Source organism: Erythrobacter mangrovi, from assembly GCF_013260645.1.
In the GTDB taxonomy this organism is placed as follows: domain Bacteria; phylum Pseudomonadota; class Alphaproteobacteria; order Sphingomonadales; family Sphingomonadaceae; genus Qipengyuania; species Qipengyuania mangrovi.
Window position 1 is genome coordinate 2,899,300 of the sequence record NZ_CP053921.1, and the last position, 18,171, is coordinate 2,917,470.

Below are 18,171 nucleotides of genomic sequence, written 5' to 3' on the forward strand. Positions count from 1 at the left end.
GGTTATTCTCCTGCGGGCCCCTTGTAGTCGGGGCTGTCAATCTGGTTGTCGGGATAGGCGCGTTGAAACTCTGCGCGTGCAAGGCAGGCAGCCTCGATCCGGGTGATGTGCGGATGCTCCGAAAAATCGAAATCGAAGCGGCGGGCGTTGTAGACCTGCGGCAAGAGGACGACTTCGAACAGGCCGGGCGCATCGAAGAGGAATTCGCCCGTGCCCAGCTGGGCAAGCCGCGCCTCGACAGGATCGAAGGTTCGCTTGAGCCAGTGGCGATACCAGGTGTCGATCTCGTCCTTCGAATGACCCAACGGATCGGCAAGGTACTTGAGCACCGGGAGATTGTTCACCGCATGCGTTTCCGTAGCGATGGCATAGGCCAGCTCCCGCACGGTGAAGCGGTCCTCGATGGCCGTGGGCAACAGCGGCGGTTCGGGATAGGCTTCTTCGAGCCATTCGATCTGCGCCATCGACTGGGCCCGGTCCCTGCCATCGGCTTCCAGCATCGGCACCGAACCGAAAGGATTGCGGCTGGTATAGGCGGTGTCTTTCTGCTCCGAGGTGACGAGGTTCACCGGGACATAGTCATAATCCAACCCCTTGAGGTTGAGCGCAATGCGCAACCTGTAGCTGGTCGAACTGCGGAAATAGCCGAGCAGCCGCATCATTCCGCACTCACTCCCCGTGTAGGACGATTATAGGATCTCCCGGCGACATCCCTGCTGGACGGAACACATGGAACACGGTCCTGGCGATAAGAACCGCCAGCGCCCCAGCTTCGTGCAATTGTGCTTGCCGCAGGCATGATGGGGAGGCCGGACATCGCGCTACGGTGCCATGCCGGCACGGGGTAGGACAGGTTCGACGACACCACCTGCATCAGAAAGCGGCGATCCCCGTGATGGCCCTGCCGAGGATCAAGGCATGAACGTCATGCGTGCCCTCATAGGTGTTGACCGTCTCGAGGTTCACCATGTGGCGAATGACCTGATATTCCTCCGAGATGCCGTTGCCACCATGCATGTCACGCGCCTTGCGTGCGATATCGAGCGCCTTGCCGACATTGTTGCGCTTGACGATCGAGATCATTTCGGGAGCGAACTTGCCTTCGTCCATCAGGCGACCGACGCGTAGCGATGACTGGAGGCCGAGCGAAATCTCGGTCATCATGTCGGCCAGCTTGAGCTGGTACAGCTGCTTCGAAGCGAGCGGCACGCCGAACTGGTAACGGTCGAGGCCGTACTGGCGTGCGGCATGCATGCAGAATTCAGCCGCGCCCATCGCGCCCCAGCTGATGCCGTAGCGCGCCCGGTTGAGGCAACCGAAGGGACCCTTGAGGCCCTGCACTTCGGGAAGCAGCGCATCGGCGCCAACCTTGACCTCGTCCATCACGATCATGCCGGTGGTCGAGGCGCGCAGCGACAACTTGCCTTCGATCTTGGGCGCCGACAGCCCCTTCATGCCCTTTTCCAGCACGAAGCCACGAATGCCGCCACCATGCGCCTCGCTCTTCGCCCAAACGACGAAGACGTCGGCGAAGGGGGCGTTGGAGATCCAGGTCTTGGATCCCGAGATAACGTAGCCGTCGCCGTCCTTCTTCGCGACGGTCTTCATGCCTGCGGGGTCGGAGCCGGCGTCGGGTTCGGTCAGGCCGAAGCAGCCGATCAGCTTGCCGCTGGCAAGGCCGGGCAGATACTTCTGCCGTTGTTCTTCCGAACCGTATTCGTAGATCGGAAACATCACGAGGCTCGACTGGACCGAGGCCATCGAGCGATAGCCCGAGTCGACCCGCTCGATCTCGCGTGCGATCAGGCCGTAGGCGACATAGCTCGCGCCCGCGCCGCCGTATTCGGGCGGGATCGTGGCACCCAGCAGCCCGGCCTCGCCCATCATCGGGAACAGTTCGGGGTCGTCGATTTCCTTGGAAAATCCTTCGATCACGCGCGGTTGCAACTCGCCCTGCGCGAAGGCGTTTGCGGCGTCGCGGATCATCCGTTCTTCTTCGGTCAACTGCTCGTCGAGGTTGAACGGGTCTTCCCAGCCAAAAGGCACCATGCCGGCCATGTGGTCTCCTCTGCTACCGGCTGCGCACTGGCAGGCTTGCGCCCGCTCTGCAAGGGGGCGTCAGGCGGGCTCTGCCTCGCCCGGAACCAACAGTGTGTAGCGGCTTTCGTCGCACAGGCCAGTGACCCACTCGGGCCCTACCTTCAGCCAGGCGTGGAAGCGCGGCTTGCCATCGGCATCGCGTTCGGCGCCGAGGAACAGCGAGGAGGCGATGCCGCGCCGCTCCAGCATCCGACGCGCTGCAAGCGCCTGCGGCAGGCAGTTCGGATCGGTCGGGAGATTGCGCGTGGCACGGAGCACTGCCAGCCTCACGCGGCGTACCGGCGCGATCGCATCTGGGTCGAGCGCCACCAGGTCCCCGCCTGCCGCAATCGGCCCGAAGCTCGAACGCCATTTACGTGGAGGCACCAGGCGAACGCGCAGCTGCGCCACCGCCAGATCGAACAGGGCTTCAAAGGTTGCCCAGCGATCGGCGCCGTCGAGAGCGAGAAAACTTGCCAGCTTGCCCATGCGCGAAGGCTATCACCTTTGCGCCCCGGGCACGATAGTTCGATTCAGGACTGTTGCAGCGCCTGCTGGACCCTGGCGATCACTTCCGCTGGAGGGCAGGGTTTGGAAAGCGCCTGTGCGTGGGGGAAGCGATGGGTCACCTCGGCGGGAGTGAGCTGGCCGGAATGGAAGATGACCGGGACTTCCTCTGCCATCATCTGCTCTGCCAGCGGATAGACGATCCCGTCGCCAAGCTGAACGTCGAGGATCGCGACGTCGGGCCGATTCTTCTGATAGGCAAGCATGGCCGAGGACACGCTCTCATAGGGCCCTTCGACCTCAAAGCCCGCTTCGGTGATGGTTTGGCACAGGTCCTCACCGATGATCAGCTCGTCTTCGGCAACGAGTACGCGTATCGAATGGCTCATCCGGCAGTCTCCAAGAAGTTGCCGACCCCGGGAACCAACCCCGCTCAGCGCGATTGGTTCCTGCGCTAATCGAGACGTCCGTATTTGTTTGCGAAGCCGCTTTGATCGCCGGCGGCGAGGAGCTTTGCCTGACCGACCCAATCGTCGCGCCGGATGCGTCCCTGGAAGCGGCCGAGCTGCGCATCGATGCGGTCGATTTCGCCATCGTCCCACGCTGCGACCTGCGCGAAGCTGGTCACGCCGAGCTCGCCAAGCAGGGCAGCCAGCTTGGGTCCCAATCCCTTGATCCGCGTGAGATCGTCGCCGCTGGGCGGTGCAGCCGTGACTGGCTTCGGTTCCTGTTTCGCGGCAGGTGCACTGTCGATCAGCGCCTTGTTCCGCTCGGCGGGCGATGCGCCTTCATCCAGCACGTCCTTGACCGTGCCGGTCACGCGCGTGCGGCGCGAAGCCTTGAACACGTACCACGCAATTACCAGGCCCAGCGCCAGTGCGATCACCACCGCGGGCCAATAGGTCTGGAGCAATTCCGTCATTCGCTATCCTCTTGTGTCGTCGTGGCGTCACGGGCCCACAGAGCCCAGCCGATCGCGATTCCCGCGCCATAGGCAGCCAGCAAGGTCACCACCAGTTCGAACCACACCGGCATCTCAGCGCGCTCCCGGCGTGTCGACGGGGGTGGGAACGGGAGGTTCGGTGCGGATCACGGCGAATTCGATACGGCGGTTGGCGGGGTCATCGGGGGTGAGCCCTTCCACAGGCTTGGCCGATCCGACGCCGCGTGCACGCAACCCGTCGCGCGGGATGCCGCGCCGGACCAGCGCCTCGCGCACCGCACGCGCGCGTTGCATGCTCAACGCGATATTCCCCGGTTCGGCACCCGAACTATCGGTGTGGCCCGTTATCGAGATGATCGCGCCAAGGCAGGGGCGCAACGAGGCTGCGACTTCGTCGAGCAGCAGCTGGCTGGCCGGAAGCATCCGGCTCGATCCCTCTTCGAAACGGATCGAGCGGCTTCGCAGGAGTCCGTCGACATCGTCCTGGCAATGGAGCGGTTCGTAGTGGGATTCGGTGTTCGCTGCGCGCACTGTGCCGTCGCTCCAGAATACCCCGCCGACGCCGTCCACCGCTGCCACTGCTTTTGCCACGCGCGCGCGGGTCTCCAGGGAAAGCCTACCTCCACCGATCAGCAGCGGGTGGCGCGACGGCGCACCCTCAGACGTAGTGAAGCGTGCGGTGACTCCGCGCCCCCCGGCCTTGGCAATGGCGGCCTGCGCCTCGTCATCCATGGGCGCAATGAATCCAGCAGCGGTGGACAGCGCAAGCGCATAGCCCGAGGCTGCAACCAGCACGGCACCGGCAAGGATGGCAAGGGCGGGGCGGATCCGCATGCTGCGGCTCTTAGCCGCGCGGCGCCCCGCCTGCCAAGCGCGCTAGTCGAGCGATCCGGCGGTCTTCACCAGTTGCACGAACTCCTGACGCCAGAAGTCGCGCGGATTGCCGGCCAGGCTGGCGATCTGGCCGTAGTCGAAACTGGCCAGCATCGGGTCGCCGCGCAGCTTCTGCCCAAAGGCCGCGACCGCACTGGCAAATGCGAAGTCGCCGCCCGGGATAGCATTGGTGCGCAGGGCACTGGCGGGCAGGGTGTAGGTGATCAGCGAAGACTTATCGCCATCGGGCAGCTTGTAACGCAGCTTGATGTAGGCCGCCTCCGCCGCGAGATCGAGCGCGCGGCTGTCGGGCTTGTCTTCATAGCGACGCTGGCTGATCCACCCCTTGGCACCGGCGGGCACGACTTCGTAAATCGCAGTGACCTGGTGCCCGGCGCCGATGTCGCCCGCGTCGACCGCGTCATTGTCGAAATCCTCTTCACGCAGCGCGCGGTTCTCGTAACCGACCAGGCGATACTGGCTGACTACTGCGGGATTGAACTCGACCTGGATCTTCACATCCTTGGCGATGGTGAAAAGGGTGGCGCCCATCTCGTCGCCGAGCACCTTGCGGGCCTCCAGCGCGCTGTCGATGTAGGCATAGTTGCCGTTCCCGTGATCGGCGACCTGTTCCATCATCGCGTCGTTGAGATTGCCGCGCCCGAAGCCGAGCACGGTCAGCGTGGTGCCGCTGTCGCGCTTCTGCTCGATCAGTTCGATCAGCCTGTCGCGATCGGAAATGCCGACATTGAAATCACCATCGGTGGCCAGGATCACGCGATTGACGCCGCCCTCGACGCGGTTTGCTTCGGCCACGCGATAGGCCAGCTCGATCCCGGCCCCGCCTGCGGTCGATCCGCCGGCCTGAAGGTGGTCGAGTACGTCGCGGATCTTGCGTTCGTCGCTGGTCGGTTCGAGCACCAGTCCGGCTGCGCCCGCGTAGACGACGATCGAGATCTTGTCCTTCGGCGTAAGCTGACCCGCCAGCTGGCGCATGGCAGTCTTGACCAGCGGCAGCTTGTCCGGGCTGGCCATCGAGCCCGAAACATCGAGCAGGAAGACGAGGTTCGCAGGCGGGCGTTCGCGTTTCGGCAAGTCGTAGCCAGCCAGCCCGATACGCACTAGCCGCGTTTCGGGATTCCAGGGCGAAACCGCGACGTCGGTGTTCACCGCAAACGGATGGCTACGTTCCGTGGGCAGGGCATAATCGTAGCGGAAGTAGTTGATGAACTCCTCCGTTCGCACCGAGCCCTTCGGCGGAACCTGGCCTTCGGAGATGAACCGCCGCGCATTGGCATAGGCGCCGGTATCGACATCGACCGAGAAGGTCGAAACCGGCTCGTTGGCGACGACCTTGACCGGCGAAACCTCCTTGCCGTCATACTGGTCGCGATCGGGATAGGTCGGCACGAACACTGGCGGGAAATAGCGATAGGCGTTGTCGGCGCGAGCCGTTGCAGGATCTGTCGGAACCGCCGCCTCCGCTGTGGCCATCGTCATGGGAGCGGCCGATTGGGCCGAGGGCTGGCGGATACGCTGGCCCGTAACGACCACTGCCTGAGTACCGGCGAGCCCGACCGCTGGTGACGGCGGTGGCGGTGGAGGAGGTGCAGCCTCATCATAGGCACCCGCCTTCGCCCCGGTGGCAACAATGTCTTCGCTCTGATTGGATGCACAGCCGGCGATCAGCGCGGCAAGTGCACAAGCGGTGGCGAGCTTGGCAATTCGCATGGCAGTCCTCCCCGATATGTCGGTGTTACATAGTTACATATCGGGGCGGTGAACGCCGACTGAACGCTGTGTGCCGATATCGGAAAAGTCAGACTTCGGCGGATTCGCCCTTGTCGATATTGCGGCGAAACAGCACCCGGTCCTCTGGCCCGAAGCCGCGGGTCCAGATGACCCAGCCATAGACCGCGAGGATCGCCGGGACGCCGAATCCCAGCTCGGCCCATTCGGGTAGCTTGGTGACGAGGAAACCGACCACGACGGCCGGGGCGACCGCATAGACCAGCGCCCAGCGGAAACTGTTTACGGCATGGCCGAGGATGCGCGAAAGCAGCAGCGCCTTGACCAGGCTGGCTGTACCCAAAGCTAGCGCCAGCGCGATCGCCGCGGCGGCGGCCTTGTATGGTTCGCCATATCCGCCGGCAATCATTGCCTTGATCAGCACGACGGTCAGTATGCCCTGCAGCGCGATTGTCCCGATCGAGATCCATAGGTTCCGCACTCGCGCGACATAGATCAGCACGGCTTCCGAAACGACAGCGGTCGCCGCCACAACTTCGGCCACCAACAGAAAGGCCAGCGCCCCGGTCCCGCCCACAAACTCGGGTCCAACGAGGCCCATCACGCCTTCTCCCGGCAGACCGAGAGCGAGCGCGATGCCGGCCTGCATGGCGATGATCCAGAAACCCACCTGTGATACTTGCTTCGCGATAACCTCGTAGTTCTTCGTCTTGAGATTCTTGGTGATGACCGGCCCGAGGATCGGCTCGAAGCTGGTCTTCAGCTTCTGCGGCAGGCTCGCGACCTGCTGCGCGATATAATAGACGCCGACGGCGGTCGGTGCGGCAAACAGGCCGAGGATGAAGATATCCAGCCGACGCGTGCCCCATTCGATCGCATCGGCGGTCGCAAGCGGCAGTGCCCGAGCGGTCATCCGTGCCATTTCGCCCGGGTGCGGGAGCCATTCGCGTGGTGGGCCGTAGCTGCGGAAGAACGACCACAGTCCGGTGGCGAGGCCGGCATAGATCGACGCGAGGTACGATAGCGAAAGCCCCGATTCCATTGTCGCGGGGAACAGCCAGAAGACACCGGCCATGATTGAAATCGTCCACGGCTCGACCACTGCGCGGGCACGCACGGTGGTGGCGATATCGTACTTGTATGCTTGCGCGGCGAGCACGATTTCGGTCAGCGCATAGCCGGGGATGGCGATGACGATCAGCCGGTCGAGCTCGGTAAACTGGCCGCTTGGAAAGAGCGGCGCGGGTACCAGCCACAGCACTGCCGCGGCGGCACCGGCGAATATCAGGGCCAGCAGCATGCCGTCATAGACGAGGTTGGCGGGATGCTTGTCTTCGCCTTCGGCCAGGCGCTGGGCAAGACCGCGCTTCTCCCCCAAGGCGCATACCAGCGCGACCAGTTCCACCACAACCAGGGCCGACGCGAAGCGCCCCAGCGCTTCAGGTCCATAGAGCCGACCGGCGATAAACAGGAAGGGCAAGCGCGCGAGAAGGCGCAGCAGGAAGCCGACGAAATTCTGTCGCCCGCCCTTGGCCAGGGCGGTGAGGTCTTCGTCGGATTGAGTGGAGTTCATCCCGCGCTTTCCTGTTCGGCGCGCAGTGGCCTGGCGAGCAGCGAGGAGACGACATTGCGCGGGTCGCCACCCGCGATCAGGTCGTTGACCGCACCGACGATCGGCATAGCGACGGCGTGGCGCGCGGCGAGTTCGACCAGCACGGGGGCGGTATGCGCGCCCTCGGCAACGGTGTGCCGGTCGACCATCAGGTCTGCGGCGGACTTGCCTTCGCCCAATGCCTTGCCGAGCGAGAAATTGCGGCTCGACGTCGAAGAACAGGTCAGCACGAGATCGCCAAGCCCGCACAGGCCGGCCAGCGTTTCCGCCTTGGCGCCCAGCGCTTCGCCGAAGCGCAGCATTTCGGCATAGCCACGTGCGATCAGGGCTGCACGGGCGTTCTGGCCGAGGCCGAGCCCGTCGACTACCCCGCAAGCGATGGCGAGCACATTCTTGACCGCCCCGCCGATTTCGGCACCGGTCACATCGTCGGAATAATAGGGCCGGAAGGCCGGACGCGCGATCACCGGCTTGAGCCGCTCCCACTGGGCCTCGCCACCGCCGCAGGCCAGTGTGACCGCAGTGGGCAGGCCAACGGCGACCTCATGCGCGAAGGTCGGGCCGGACAGGACCGCAATGGCGCTGCCCGGTGCGGCAGCGCTGGCGACCTCGTTCATCACCCGTCCGCTGCCGGCCTCGATGCCCTTGGAGCACAACACCAGGTCACGTGGATGCGTAGGCATGGCGCCAAGCACGCTGCCCATATGCTGCGCGGGGGTGACCACCAGCAGCACATCGAGCGCTGCCACTTCCGCGAGGTCCCCAGTGGCGCGGATCGTGGGTGCAAGACTTGCTGAGGGCAGGAACAGGCTGTTGATGTGGCTCGTGTTTATCTCGTCGACCAGCTCGGTTTCGCGAGCCCAGATCAACACCTCGCGCCCGTCGCTGGCAAGCATCTGCGCGAGCGCCGTGCCCCAGGCACCGGCCCCGAGTACACCGACACGGCTCATGCCTTGACCCCTGCACCGCGTACCGGATCAGCCTCCGGATCGAGCGGCCAGCGGGGACGGGCCGAAATATCGAGCGGGTCCGATTGACCGAGACGCTCGATCCCCGCCCAGGCGATCATCGCTGCATTGTCGGTACACAGTTTCGGCGGTGGAGCGGCAAAGCGCATGCCGTGATCGGCCGCCACCTGCTCAAGCGCGGCACGGACATTGGCGTTGGCCGCTACACCCCCTGCAACGACCAGCGTATCGACGTCGTCCATCTCGGCCAGCGCAATCCGCAGGCGGTCGACCACGCAATCGATCGCCGCCTGCTGGAAGCTCGCGGCGATGTCAGCGACGGCATAGGCGCCGCTTTCGTGCGCACGGAGGACCGCGCTTTTCAGCCCGGCGAAGGAAAAGTGGGGTTCCCCGCTGCCAACCATGGGGCGCGGCAGGGGCACGGCCTTTGCGTCGCCTTCTCGTGCGGTGCGTTCTACGGCGGGGCCGCCCGGGAAACCCAGGCCCAGGATCTTGGCGGTTTTGTCGAAGGCTTCGCCCAAGGCATCGTCGATCGTGGTTGCGAGGCGCTTGTATTGCCCCACGCCATCGACACGCAGGATTTGGCAGTGTCCACCGGAGACCAGCAAGAGCGCATAGGGGAAGGCGATGCTTGAGTCCGCAAGGCGCGGGCTCAGTGCGTGACCTTCGAGATGGTTGATCGCGATCAGCGGTTTATCGCCGGCCATGGCGAGCGCCTTGGCGCTGACCAGTCCCACCATCACGCCACCGATCAAGCCTGGCCCGGCCGTCGCGGCGATCGCGTCGCAGTCCGCCAGCGTCACGCCAGCGTCATCCAGCACCCCTGCGATTATCGGGGCGAGCCGCTCGGCATGCGCGCGCGCGGCAATTTCCGGCACTACGCCGCCGTAAGGTGCGTGTTCCGCATCCTGCGAGGCGATGCGTTGCGCTACGATCCGGCGATCGGAATCGACCAGCGCAGCAGCGGTTTCGTCGCAGGAACTTTCTATGCCGAGCACGAGAGCCATCCCGCTTCCCCTTAGCGACATGCGCCGCTAGGGCAAGAAAACGCTATGCCGACCTCCCCATTGATCCGCCTCGGAACCCGTCGCTCACCCCTCGCCATGGTACAGGCGCAAGAAGCGCGTGCGCGGCTTTGCGCGGCACATGGCTGGGGCGAATCGCAGGTCGAACTGGTCCCGGTGGTGGCGAGTGGAGACAAGGTGCTCGACCGGCCATTGGCGGAAATCGGCGGCAAGGCGCTGTGGACGCGCGAACTCGACCAGTGGCTGGTCGATGGCCGGATCGACATGGCGGTGCATTCCATGAAGGATGTCGAGACGCTGCGTCCTGTGGCGATTGCGATCGGAGCGATCCTGCCGCGCGCGGACAAGGCCGACCGTCTGCTCGGCGCGGCCTCGCTCGCCGACATACCGCAAGGCGCGAAGGTGGGGACCAGCGCACCGCGCCGGGCCGCGCAATTGCTCAACCTTCGGCCCGATGTCGAAGTGGTCGGGATCCGCGGCAATGTCGCGACGCGCATGGCCAAGCTCGATGCGGGCGAGGCCGATGCGACATTCCTCGCGTCGGCGGGTCTCGATCGCTTGGGAGAGGATGCGGTGGGTGTGCGGCTCGACCCCGAGCTTTGGTTGCCCGCTCCGGCGCAGGCTGCGATCGGGATCGAATGCCGCAGCGACGATACGCGTGTGCTCGACCTGCTCGCCGCCATCGATCACGCGCCGAGCCGCGCGGAAGTAATGGCCGAACGCCGCCTGCTTGAAGGGCTCGGCGGAGGCTGCAGCAGTCCGATTGCCGCGTTGAGCGAGACTTCGGGCGGGGAGATCCATTTGCGAGCGGCGATCTTCAGCGCCGATGGCGCAGTTCGCGTGGTGGACGAGGTCCGCTTCGAAACTGGTGATGACGCGGCGCCGCTTGCGCTGGCCTCGCGCCTGCTCGCCGCCGCGCCGCCCGAAGTGCGCAAGCTGTTCGAAGGACCGGCGTGACCCCCTTGTTCCTATTCCGGCCAGAGCCCGGATGGACCGTTAGCGCGGACACTGCCAGGGCCATGGGCCTCGAAGTGCGGGGCGCGCCATTGTTCGAGATCGAGCCGGTGGAGTGGGAAACACCCGATCCGGCACTCTACGATGGCTTGCTACTGGGCAGTGCCAATGCCTTGCGCCATGGCGGCAAGGCGCTCGAGGACTACCGTAGCCTTCCCGTCCATGCCGTTGGCGATGCGACCGCTGAAGCGGCGCGGGCGGCGGGGTTCCTGATGGGCCAGGTCGGGCGCGGCGGCCTCCAGACCTTGCTAGACTCACTTGCCGGGCGCGAGCTGCACCTGCTTCGGCTTGCGGGCGAGGATCGCGTCCCGCTGGCTGTGCCGGACGGGATCCGCATCGATACTCGGGTGGTCTATCGCGCGGTTCCGCGGGCCATCGAAGAGGCGGATGCACAGGCGTTGGCGCTCGGCGGTGTGGTCGCGCTGCATTCGGGCGCGGCGGCGCGGCGCTTTGCCGAAGAGTTCGACCGGCTCGGCCTTGCGCGATCACTCGTCACCCTGGTTGTCATCGGGCCGCGCGTGGCGGAGGCGGCCGGTGAGGGCTGGCAATCCGTCCACATCGCCGACGCCCCCGGGGATAGCGAGATACTGGCCTTGGCCAAAGCTTTGTGCCAGACTCCACCAGTCGGGAAAGGTGGCGCCCACGAATGAGGTGCCTGGGTCGTAGAACGGACTTTGATGAACGAATTCGCTAGCAGCAAGCGCAAGGGGACATCGGCCAGGCCTATGCTCGTGGCGGTCCTCGGCGCATTCCTCCTGGGTGGCGCAGTGGTCGGCTATGGCGTCTATCGCCTGGCCGGGCAGCCGGCGGCCGAACCCGCGGCGGTCGAAGATCCGCAGGCAATAGCCTCCAGCGTACCAGTTGAACCCACCCCCACACCCAGTGCGACCGCGAGCCAGGCGGCACAGCAGGCGGTTGCGCGGGTCGAAGAACAGCAGGGCGGGCTCGACCAGCGGCTCGCGGCAGCGGAGCAGCGCCTGGCGCGGCTCGACCTGCAGGCGCAGGCCGCGGCGGGCAATGCCGCGCGGGCAGAAGGCTTGCTGATCGCCTTCGCAACGCGGCGGGCGCTGGAAAAGGGCGCAGAACTCGGCTTCCTGGCTGACCAGCTGCGATTACGCTTCGGCGACGCCATGCCGAATGCCGTCGAAACGCTGATCAGGGCCAGTCGCAACCCGATAACGCTCGACCAGCTGATCGCGCGGCTTGAGGGACTTTCCCCGCGGCTCGCGGAATCGACCAGTGAAAGCGGCTTCGCCCGCTTCCGCGAGGAACTGTCGCAGCTCTTCGTGATCCGCAGCGAAAGCGCCCCGTCGCCACAGCCGCAGCGCCGGCTCGACCGTGCGCGGCTGTTCCTCGAAAGTGGTCGGACAGAAGCGGCGATCGCCGAGGTGCGCGCGCTTCCCGGTGCCACCAATGCCGCAGGCTGGATCCGCGATGCCGAACGCTACGCGGCGGTGCAAAAGGCACTCGACCGCATCGAGACCTCGGCCGTGCTCGAACCGCGCCTGCTGCGCGACGCAACAGGCAATCGGATCGAACAGCCGAGCCCCGCGGAGAAGCCGGAGGCTTAGTTAGGTGCTGATGATGTGCCCTCCGCACCTTGTCGGCGCGGTGCGTTCCTGATCCTCGCCATCACCTAGATCGTCGCGCCTCCATCGACCACGATGGTCTGACCGGTCGTCCAGCGCGCGGCCGGTGATGCGAGGTAGATCGCGGCACCCGCGATGTCCTCAGGTTCGCCGATCCGGCGCATTGCCAGCGCCTTCTCGGTTGCGGCCAGTGCTTGGGGGTTGTCCCACAGTGCCTTGGCGAAATCGGTTTTCACCAGCCCCGGCGCAATGCCGTTGACGCGGATGCCGTGTTGCCCGTTCTCGGCTGCATAGTTGCGAACCAGCTGGAAGTCGGCGGCCTTGGAGATGCAGTAGGCCCCGATAGTCGTCGAAGCGCGCAGCCCTCCGATCGAGCTGATCACCACGATCGCGCCGTCCCCCTTGGTGCGCATGTCGGGCAACGCAAGCTGGATCAGCCAGTGATTGGAGATGACGTTGTTGTCGAGGATCTTGCGAAACTGCTCGTCTGCGATTCCATCCATCGATCCGTAGTAGGGGTTGCTCGCGGCGTTGCAGACGAGGATGTCCACTGGGCCAAGCGCGGACTTGGCCTGCGCGAACAGATCTTCAAGCTGCGCCTTCTCGGAAATGCTGGCAGCGATGGCGATCGCTCGACCTGCGCCATGCTTGGCATTGATAGCGGCGGCCACCTCGTCACAGGCCTCCTGCTTGCGGCTCGAGATGACGACCCGTGCCCCCTGTGCAGCGAGCCCTTCGGCGATGGCGCGCCCGATCCCGCGGCTCGATCCTGTGATGACGGCGATTTTCCCGGTTAGGTCGAAAGTGGACATGCGATTTCTTCCTTCGCTAGCAAAACGAACAGGGCCCGGCATCTTGCGACGCCGGGCCCCATCTTATCGGTCTTTGGCGAGCCGTTAGAAAGCGGCGCGCACCGTGATACCATAGGTCCGCGGCTCTGCAAGGAAAGCAGAGTAGGTCTGCTGCGGAGCCACGAACGGCGTATTGAACGCGACCTGCGTATAGTCCTTGTTGAACAGGTTGTTCGCCCAGAACTCGAGGGCCCACTTGTCATCGGGTCCGGTCACGCCGACACGGCCGTTCACGACCACATAGCTATCCTGTTCCTTGCCATAGAGCAGGTCGGAGCCGGTGTTGTAATCCCCGGTCGAGCGCGCGTTGATGAAGAACAGGCCGGACAGACCCGAATTGCCGATCGGCGGGGTCCAGCTGAGCGAGGCCGTCGTCACGAACTCCGGTGCGTTCGACAAGTTGTCACCCGGGAGCAGGCGAAGCGCCGGATCGAGCGGGGTGCCATCGTCACGACCTACCAGGTTGTTCGCGTAGCTCGTGTTCGCATAAGTCAGGCCCATGCTCACGGTCAGATCGCGGGTAGGACGCAGCGAGGTTTCGAACTCGATACCCTTGGCCACAACGCCCGGTGCGATGTCACCAGCCGCACAATTCCCGGTGGTTGCACTGGCATCGCGGTCGGCGCCGCCAAGGTCCGTATCGCATCCGTTCACCGTCTGCACAAGGAAGACCGACCCGTTGAAGGTGTTCAGCTGGAAGTTCGAGAACTCCTGGCGGAACGCGGCGATGCTGAAGCCCCACTTGCGGCCGGCGTATTTCACGCCGAGTTCGTAGGCATCGACCGTCTCTGCATCGAACTGCAGATTCGCAGTGTCGAGATTGTTGGCGTTGAGAGCCAGCGGGTTGGCCAGTGCCGAACGGTCGAGGTTGAAGCCGCCCGCCTTGTAACCCTTCGAGTAGGAAGCATAGGTCAGCCAGTCCGGGCTGGGCTTCCAGCTCAGGATCGCAGTCCCGGTCAGTTCGTCCTCGTCCCGGCTGTCGTCAACCGAAACACCGTCGAGTTCGGCGGTCGAGTTGCCCTGGCAGGACAGCGCGATGAGGCCGCCTGCGAGGCCGGCGAGCGGGGTCGTGAGCAGCGAGCTCAGCAAAGCGCGATTCTGCGGACAGAACACGTTGTCATTGCTGAACGTCGCGTTGAAGTCCTTGGTTTCGTTGGTGTAACGAAGGCCAAGGGTCAGGTCGATCGTGTCCGTGACATGGATGATGTTGTGGGTGAAGAACGCGTAGTTCTCGCTCGTCTGGTTATAGACGTCGCCCGTGCCGCCAATGTCGCGGATCTGCGCCAGGTTGTTGATACCGGCAACGATCAAAGGTGCTGCTGCACCCAGCGGTGATGGACCGAGCGTGCCGTCGATTGCCGCAATGTTGGCACCAAAGCAGTTGGTCGCCGTCGGATCGGCGAGTGCAGGATTGATCGCCAGCGCGATACGGCAGTTGGCGAAGGTGCCATACTGCGTGCCGAACCGCAGGTTGTCGCGGGTTTGCAGCTTCTCATGCGCGTAATAGGCGCCCACGAGCCAGTCGAGCCGGTCGTCGAAAGCCGTACCGTTGAGGCGCAGTTCCTGGGTGAAGGTCTTGAATTCGCGAGCGCCGGCGTTCTCACCCGGAGCGCGGTACAGAATGTCGACCGTGGTGTAATCGGTATCCGACGCCTGGGTGTTCGAATACTCGCGATAGGCGGTGATCGAAGTCAGCGTGATATCGCCGAAACTCCAGTTGAGTTCGCCCGAGATGCCGTAGTCTTCGGTCTCACCTTGATAGCTGCGACCCGCGGTCGGATAGATATTCCGATCGAAGGTCGACTGGCTCAGTGCTCGCGGATCCTGGCCTAGTCCAAGCAGGATCGGGATGATCGGGTTGGATGTGCTGGTCAGCGGCGGACCACCGTTGGGGCGGGTGAACGAGTTCAAGCCTGGCGAAATGCTGGCACCCGGGGCAAAATCGGCCTGTACGAAGGTCGCTGCGCAGCAGGCTTCGTCCTTCTTCGAGTAATCGCCGACGAGGCGGAAACTGATGTCTTCGGTCGGCTCGAACAGCAACTGGCCGCGGACGAGGTAGCGATCGCGGTCGTTGACGTCGGTGCCGTTGGTGACATCGTTATAGAAGCCGTCGCGCTTGAAGTAGACGCCGTCGACGCGGGCAGCGATGGTGTCGTTGAGCGGCGCGTTGATCCCGCCTTCAACCTTGATGGCGTCGTAATTGCCATAGGTGAAAGCGCCATAGGCCGAGAAATTGAACTCTGGCGGCGCCGTGTAGACGCTGATCAGGCCTGCCGACGCGTTGCGGCCACCGAGGGTTCCCTGGGGGCCACGAAGGATCTCGACGCGGTCGAGCGGGCCAAGTTCGGACAGGGCATTACCCGAGCGCGAGCGATAGACGCCGTCGACGAAGACCGCGACCGAGCTTTCGAGGCCGGGGTTGTCGCCGACCGTACCGATGCCGCGAATACGGGCCGAGCCGTTGGCTTCGTTGCCGGTCGAGGAAACCAGCAGCGACGGGGCCACCTGGTTGAGGTCGCGAATGTCGGCAACGCCGGACTTCTGCAGCAATTCTCCGGAAACGGCGGACACGGCGACGGGCACGTCGGCCAAAGTTTGGTCGCGGCCTTGCGCGCGAACGATAATGACGTTGCTGGTATCGGCTTCAACTTCTGCAGCAGTATCAGCTTCATCGGCCGCATCCTGCGCCTGCGCCGCCATTGGTGCTAGCGCGAGAACCCCCGCGAGCGCGCCCAGGGCGCAATGGTGGCGTAGTCCGGAATATCGCATTTGCTTCTCCTCTCATCGGGGAGTTTTCCCCGTTATGGTTGCGTCAATGGCCGGCCTGACGGTCAAGTCAAGACAAGCCAGGTTGAACTGCCTTCAAAATCTCACGAATGTCGTACCGGCGTTTCGAAAATGTCGCACTTCGAGCAGTTTTCAGTCAAATCCGCGACCTGCTTCAGCCTTGTTGTGCAAGAAATCGCTGACCGGCAGGCCGTGCCGTTCGAGGCCTGCTACGACCTTGTCCGGCCCGACCGTGGTCGCCCAGAACATCGGTCCACCGGTGTAGAGTGGCCAGCCGTAGCCGTTGATCCATACCACATCGATGTCGCTGGCGCGCTGGGCCATGCCCTCTTCGAGGATTTTCGCGCCCTCGTTGACCATTGGATAGAGCAGGCGCTCGCGGATCTCGTCCTTGCTGATCTCGCGCTGTGCCTTGCCCTCCTTCGTGGCGAAATCGGCGATGATGGCGCGAACTTCGTCGGATGGCGTGCGATTGCGCGCCTCGTCGTAGTCGTAGAAGCCCTTGCCCGCCTTCTGGCCGAACCGGCCGACCGCGCAGAGTGCTTCGCGGATCGTGGTCACCTTTGTTGGATCGCGGTGCCAGCCGATATCGATTCCGGCGAGGTCGCCCATCTGGAAAGGGCCCATGGGGAAGCCGAATTCGAGCAGTACGTCATCGACGTCCCAGTAATTTGCGCCTTCCATGATAAGGGCATTCGCCTGTTCCTGGCGCTTCGACAGCATCCGATTGCCGATGAAGCCGGGGCATACGCCCGAGACTGCGGCGACCTTGCCGATGGTCTTCGAGAGCTTCATCACCGTGGCGAGCACGTCGTGGCGCGTTTCCTTGCCACGCACGACCTCGAGCAGCTTCATCACGTTTGCCGGTGAGAAGAAATGCATGCCGACCACATAACCGGGCCGCGCGGTTGCCGTGGCAATCTCGTCAATGTCGAGATAGCTGGTGTTCGAAGCCAGGATTGCGCCCTGCTTCACCACACTGTCGAGCTTGGCGAAGACTTGCTTCTTTACGTCCATGTTTTCGTAGACCGCCTCGATCACGAGGTCGCAATCGGCAAGGTCATCGTAACTCAGGGTAGGGGTCAGCAGGCCCATCGCCTTGTCGACCGCCTCCATCGTCATGCGGCCCCTCTTGGCGCTGTTCTCATAGTTCTTGCGCATAACGCTGGTGCCGCGATCAAGCGCGTCCTGCGCCATTTCCAGAATGGTCACCGGGATCCCGGCAGACAGGAAATTCATGGTGATGCCGCCGCCCATCGTGCCGGCGCCGATGACGCCGACCTTGCGGATCGGGATCAGCGGCGTGTCGCGCGGGATATCGTCGATCTTGTTGGCGGCGCGTTCGGCGAAGAAGTAGTGGCGCATGGCGGCACTTTGGGTGCCGGTCATGAGCTTCATGAACAGTTCGCGTTCCTTCTTCACGCCATCGGCATAGGACAGTTCGCCTGCTGCTTTTACCGCCTCGATCGCGGCATTGGGCGCGTCGAAACCGCGGATCTGCCGGGCCTGCGAGGCGCGGAAGCGGTCGAACAGGTCGGGATCGCGCACGCCGTCTTCGTTTGCCTTGCCCTCGGACGCGCGCGGGACCGGCTGGCCGATCTTCGAACGGGCGAAGGCGATGGCGTCCGCCTCCAGGCTGTCCTCGGCAACGATGGCGTCGACCAGGCCAATGGTTTCGGCCTTCTTTGCCGGAATCGGGTTGCCGCCGACAACCAGCGGCAGGGCCGCCTCGGCCCCGACGAGGCGCGGCAAGCGCTGGGTGCCCGCGGCACCGGGGATCAGCCCAAGCTTGACTTCGGGCAGGCCCAGCTTGGCGGAGGGAACCGCAATACGGTAGTGACAGGCGAGGGCGACTTCGCACCCGCCGCCGAGCGCGGTGCCATGGATCGCGGCGACGACCGGCTTGTCGCTCGCTTCCATCGCATCGAGCGTCTCAGGCAGGTTCGGGCCAACGGGCGGCTTGCCGAATTCGGTGATATCGGCTCCGGCAAAAAAGGTCTGGCCATCGCAGCGGATAACCACCGCTTCGATGCTGTCGTCCGACAGAGCCTGTTCGATCGCATCCTTGAGGCCCGCGCGCACGGCTTGCCCCAATGCGTTGACCGGCGGATTGTCGGAGATGACGACGAGGACGTTGTCATGGCGTTCGGTACGGATGGGCGAGGTCATGGCTG

16 protein-coding genes are annotated in these 18,171 nt (G+C 64.4%); 3 read left to right on the forward strand and 13 right to left on the reverse strand.

The window, feature by feature from the left end:
- Positions 1–2 precede the first annotated feature (2 nt).
- The 10 genes from maiA to tsaD all read right to left on the reverse strand — a co-directional run bounded on the left by maiA (position 3) and on the right by tsaD (position 9,738).
- A complete protein-coding gene (gene maiA, locus HQR01_RS14370) occupies positions 3–659 on the reverse strand; it encodes a maleylacetoacetate isomerase (protein WP_173216443.1) in 657 nt (218 codons plus the stop codon).
- Between the two features lie 214 nt (positions 660–873).
- Entirely contained in the window at positions 874–2,049 is a 1,176-nt protein-coding gene (locus HQR01_RS14375) for an acyl-CoA dehydrogenase (protein ID WP_173216445.1), read from the reverse strand.
- A 69-nt stretch (positions 2,050–2,118) separates the two neighbouring features.
- Complete coding sequence (locus HQR01_RS14380) at positions 2,119–2,568, reverse strand: lasso peptide biosynthesis B2 protein (protein WP_173215744.1); 450 nt, start codon at positions 2,566–2,568, stop codon at positions 2,119–2,121.
- A 44-nt stretch (positions 2,569–2,612) separates the two neighbouring features.
- Positions 2,613–2,975: a response regulator gene (locus HQR01_RS14385; RefSeq protein WP_173215746.1), complete on the reverse strand. Its 363-nt coding sequence runs from the start codon at positions 2,973–2,975 to the stop codon at positions 2,613–2,615.
- 65 nt (positions 2,976–3,040) lie between these two features.
- Positions 3,041–3,508 carry a hypothetical protein gene (locus HQR01_RS14390; RefSeq protein WP_173215748.1) on the reverse strand — a complete coding sequence of 156 codons (468 nt, stop codon included), beginning with the start codon at positions 3,506–3,508 and terminating at the stop codon, positions 3,041–3,043.
- Between the two features lie 114 nt (positions 3,509–3,622).
- Positions 3,623–4,363 carry an OmpA family protein gene (locus HQR01_RS14395; RefSeq protein WP_173215750.1) on the reverse strand — a complete coding sequence of 247 codons (741 nt, stop codon included), beginning with the start codon at positions 4,361–4,363 and terminating at the stop codon, positions 3,623–3,625.
- Between the two features lie 42 nt (positions 4,364–4,405).
- Complete coding sequence (locus HQR01_RS14400) at positions 4,406–6,133, reverse strand: vWA domain-containing protein (RefSeq protein WP_173215752.1); 1,728 nt, start codon at positions 6,131–6,133, stop codon at positions 4,406–4,408.
- Positions 6,134–6,221: 88 nt separating this feature from the next.
- Positions 6,222–7,724 (reverse strand): lipopolysaccharide biosynthesis protein, encoded by a 1,503-nt coding sequence (locus HQR01_RS14405; RefSeq protein ID WP_173215753.1) that lies wholly within the window; start codon positions 7,722–7,724, stop codon positions 6,222–6,224.
- Positions 7,721–8,713 (reverse strand): NAD(P)H-dependent glycerol-3-phosphate dehydrogenase, encoded by a 993-nt coding sequence (locus HQR01_RS14410; protein ID WP_173215755.1) that lies wholly within the window; start codon positions 8,711–8,713, stop codon positions 7,721–7,723. The genes HQR01_RS14405 and HQR01_RS14410 overlap by 4 nt, the downstream gene beginning before the upstream one ends.
- Positions 8,710–9,738 carry a tRNA (adenosine(37)-N6)-threonylcarbamoyltransferase complex transferase subunit TsaD gene (gene tsaD, locus HQR01_RS14415; protein WP_173215757.1) on the reverse strand — a complete coding sequence of 343 codons (1,029 nt, stop codon included), beginning with the start codon at positions 9,736–9,738 and terminating at the stop codon, positions 8,710–8,712. The genes HQR01_RS14410 and tsaD overlap by 4 nt, the downstream gene beginning before the upstream one ends.
- Positions 9,739–9,783: 45 nt before the next feature.
- Here tsaD and hemC point away from each other — a divergent pair, with 45 nt between their 5' ends.
- The 3 genes from hemC to HQR01_RS14430 are packed head-to-tail and all read left to right on the forward strand — an operon-like array spanning position 9,784 to position 12,341.
- Complete coding sequence (gene hemC, locus HQR01_RS14420; protein WP_173215759.1) at positions 9,784–10,713, forward strand: hydroxymethylbilane synthase; 930 nt, start codon at positions 9,784–9,786, stop codon at positions 10,711–10,713.
- Positions 10,710–11,420, forward strand: coding sequence for a uroporphyrinogen-III synthase (locus tag HQR01_RS14425; RefSeq protein ID WP_173215761.1), 711 nt, complete (start codon positions 10,710–10,712; stop codon positions 11,418–11,420). Before hemC ends, HQR01_RS14425 begins: the two co-directional genes overlap by 4 nt.
- A gap of 27 nt (positions 11,421–11,447) precedes the next feature.
- The gene (locus HQR01_RS14430; protein WP_173215763.1) at positions 11,448–12,341 is read left to right on the forward strand and encodes an MICOS complex subunit MIC60; all 894 of its coding nucleotides are present in this window, start codon (positions 11,448–11,450) and stop codon (positions 12,339–12,341) included.
- Between the two features lie 65 nt (positions 12,342–12,406).
- On the opposite strand, the gene HQR01_RS14435 is transcribed toward HQR01_RS14430, so the two are convergent.
- The 3 genes from HQR01_RS14435 to HQR01_RS14445 form a co-directional block, all read right to left on the reverse strand.
- Entirely contained in the window at positions 12,407–13,171 is a 765-nt protein-coding gene (locus tag HQR01_RS14435; protein WP_173215764.1) for an SDR family NAD(P)-dependent oxidoreductase, read from the reverse strand.
- 84 nt (positions 13,172–13,255) lie between these two features.
- Positions 13,256–15,979 (reverse strand): TonB-dependent receptor, encoded by a 2,724-nt coding sequence (locus tag HQR01_RS14440; RefSeq protein ID WP_173215765.1) that lies wholly within the window; start codon positions 15,977–15,979, stop codon positions 13,256–13,258.
- Between the two features lie 150 nt (positions 15,980–16,129).
- Positions 16,130–18,166 (reverse strand): 3-hydroxyacyl-CoA dehydrogenase NAD-binding domain-containing protein, encoded by a 2,037-nt coding sequence (locus tag HQR01_RS14445; protein WP_173215766.1) that lies wholly within the window; start codon positions 18,164–18,166, stop codon positions 16,130–16,132.
- Positions 18,167–18,171: the final 5 nt, after the last annotated feature.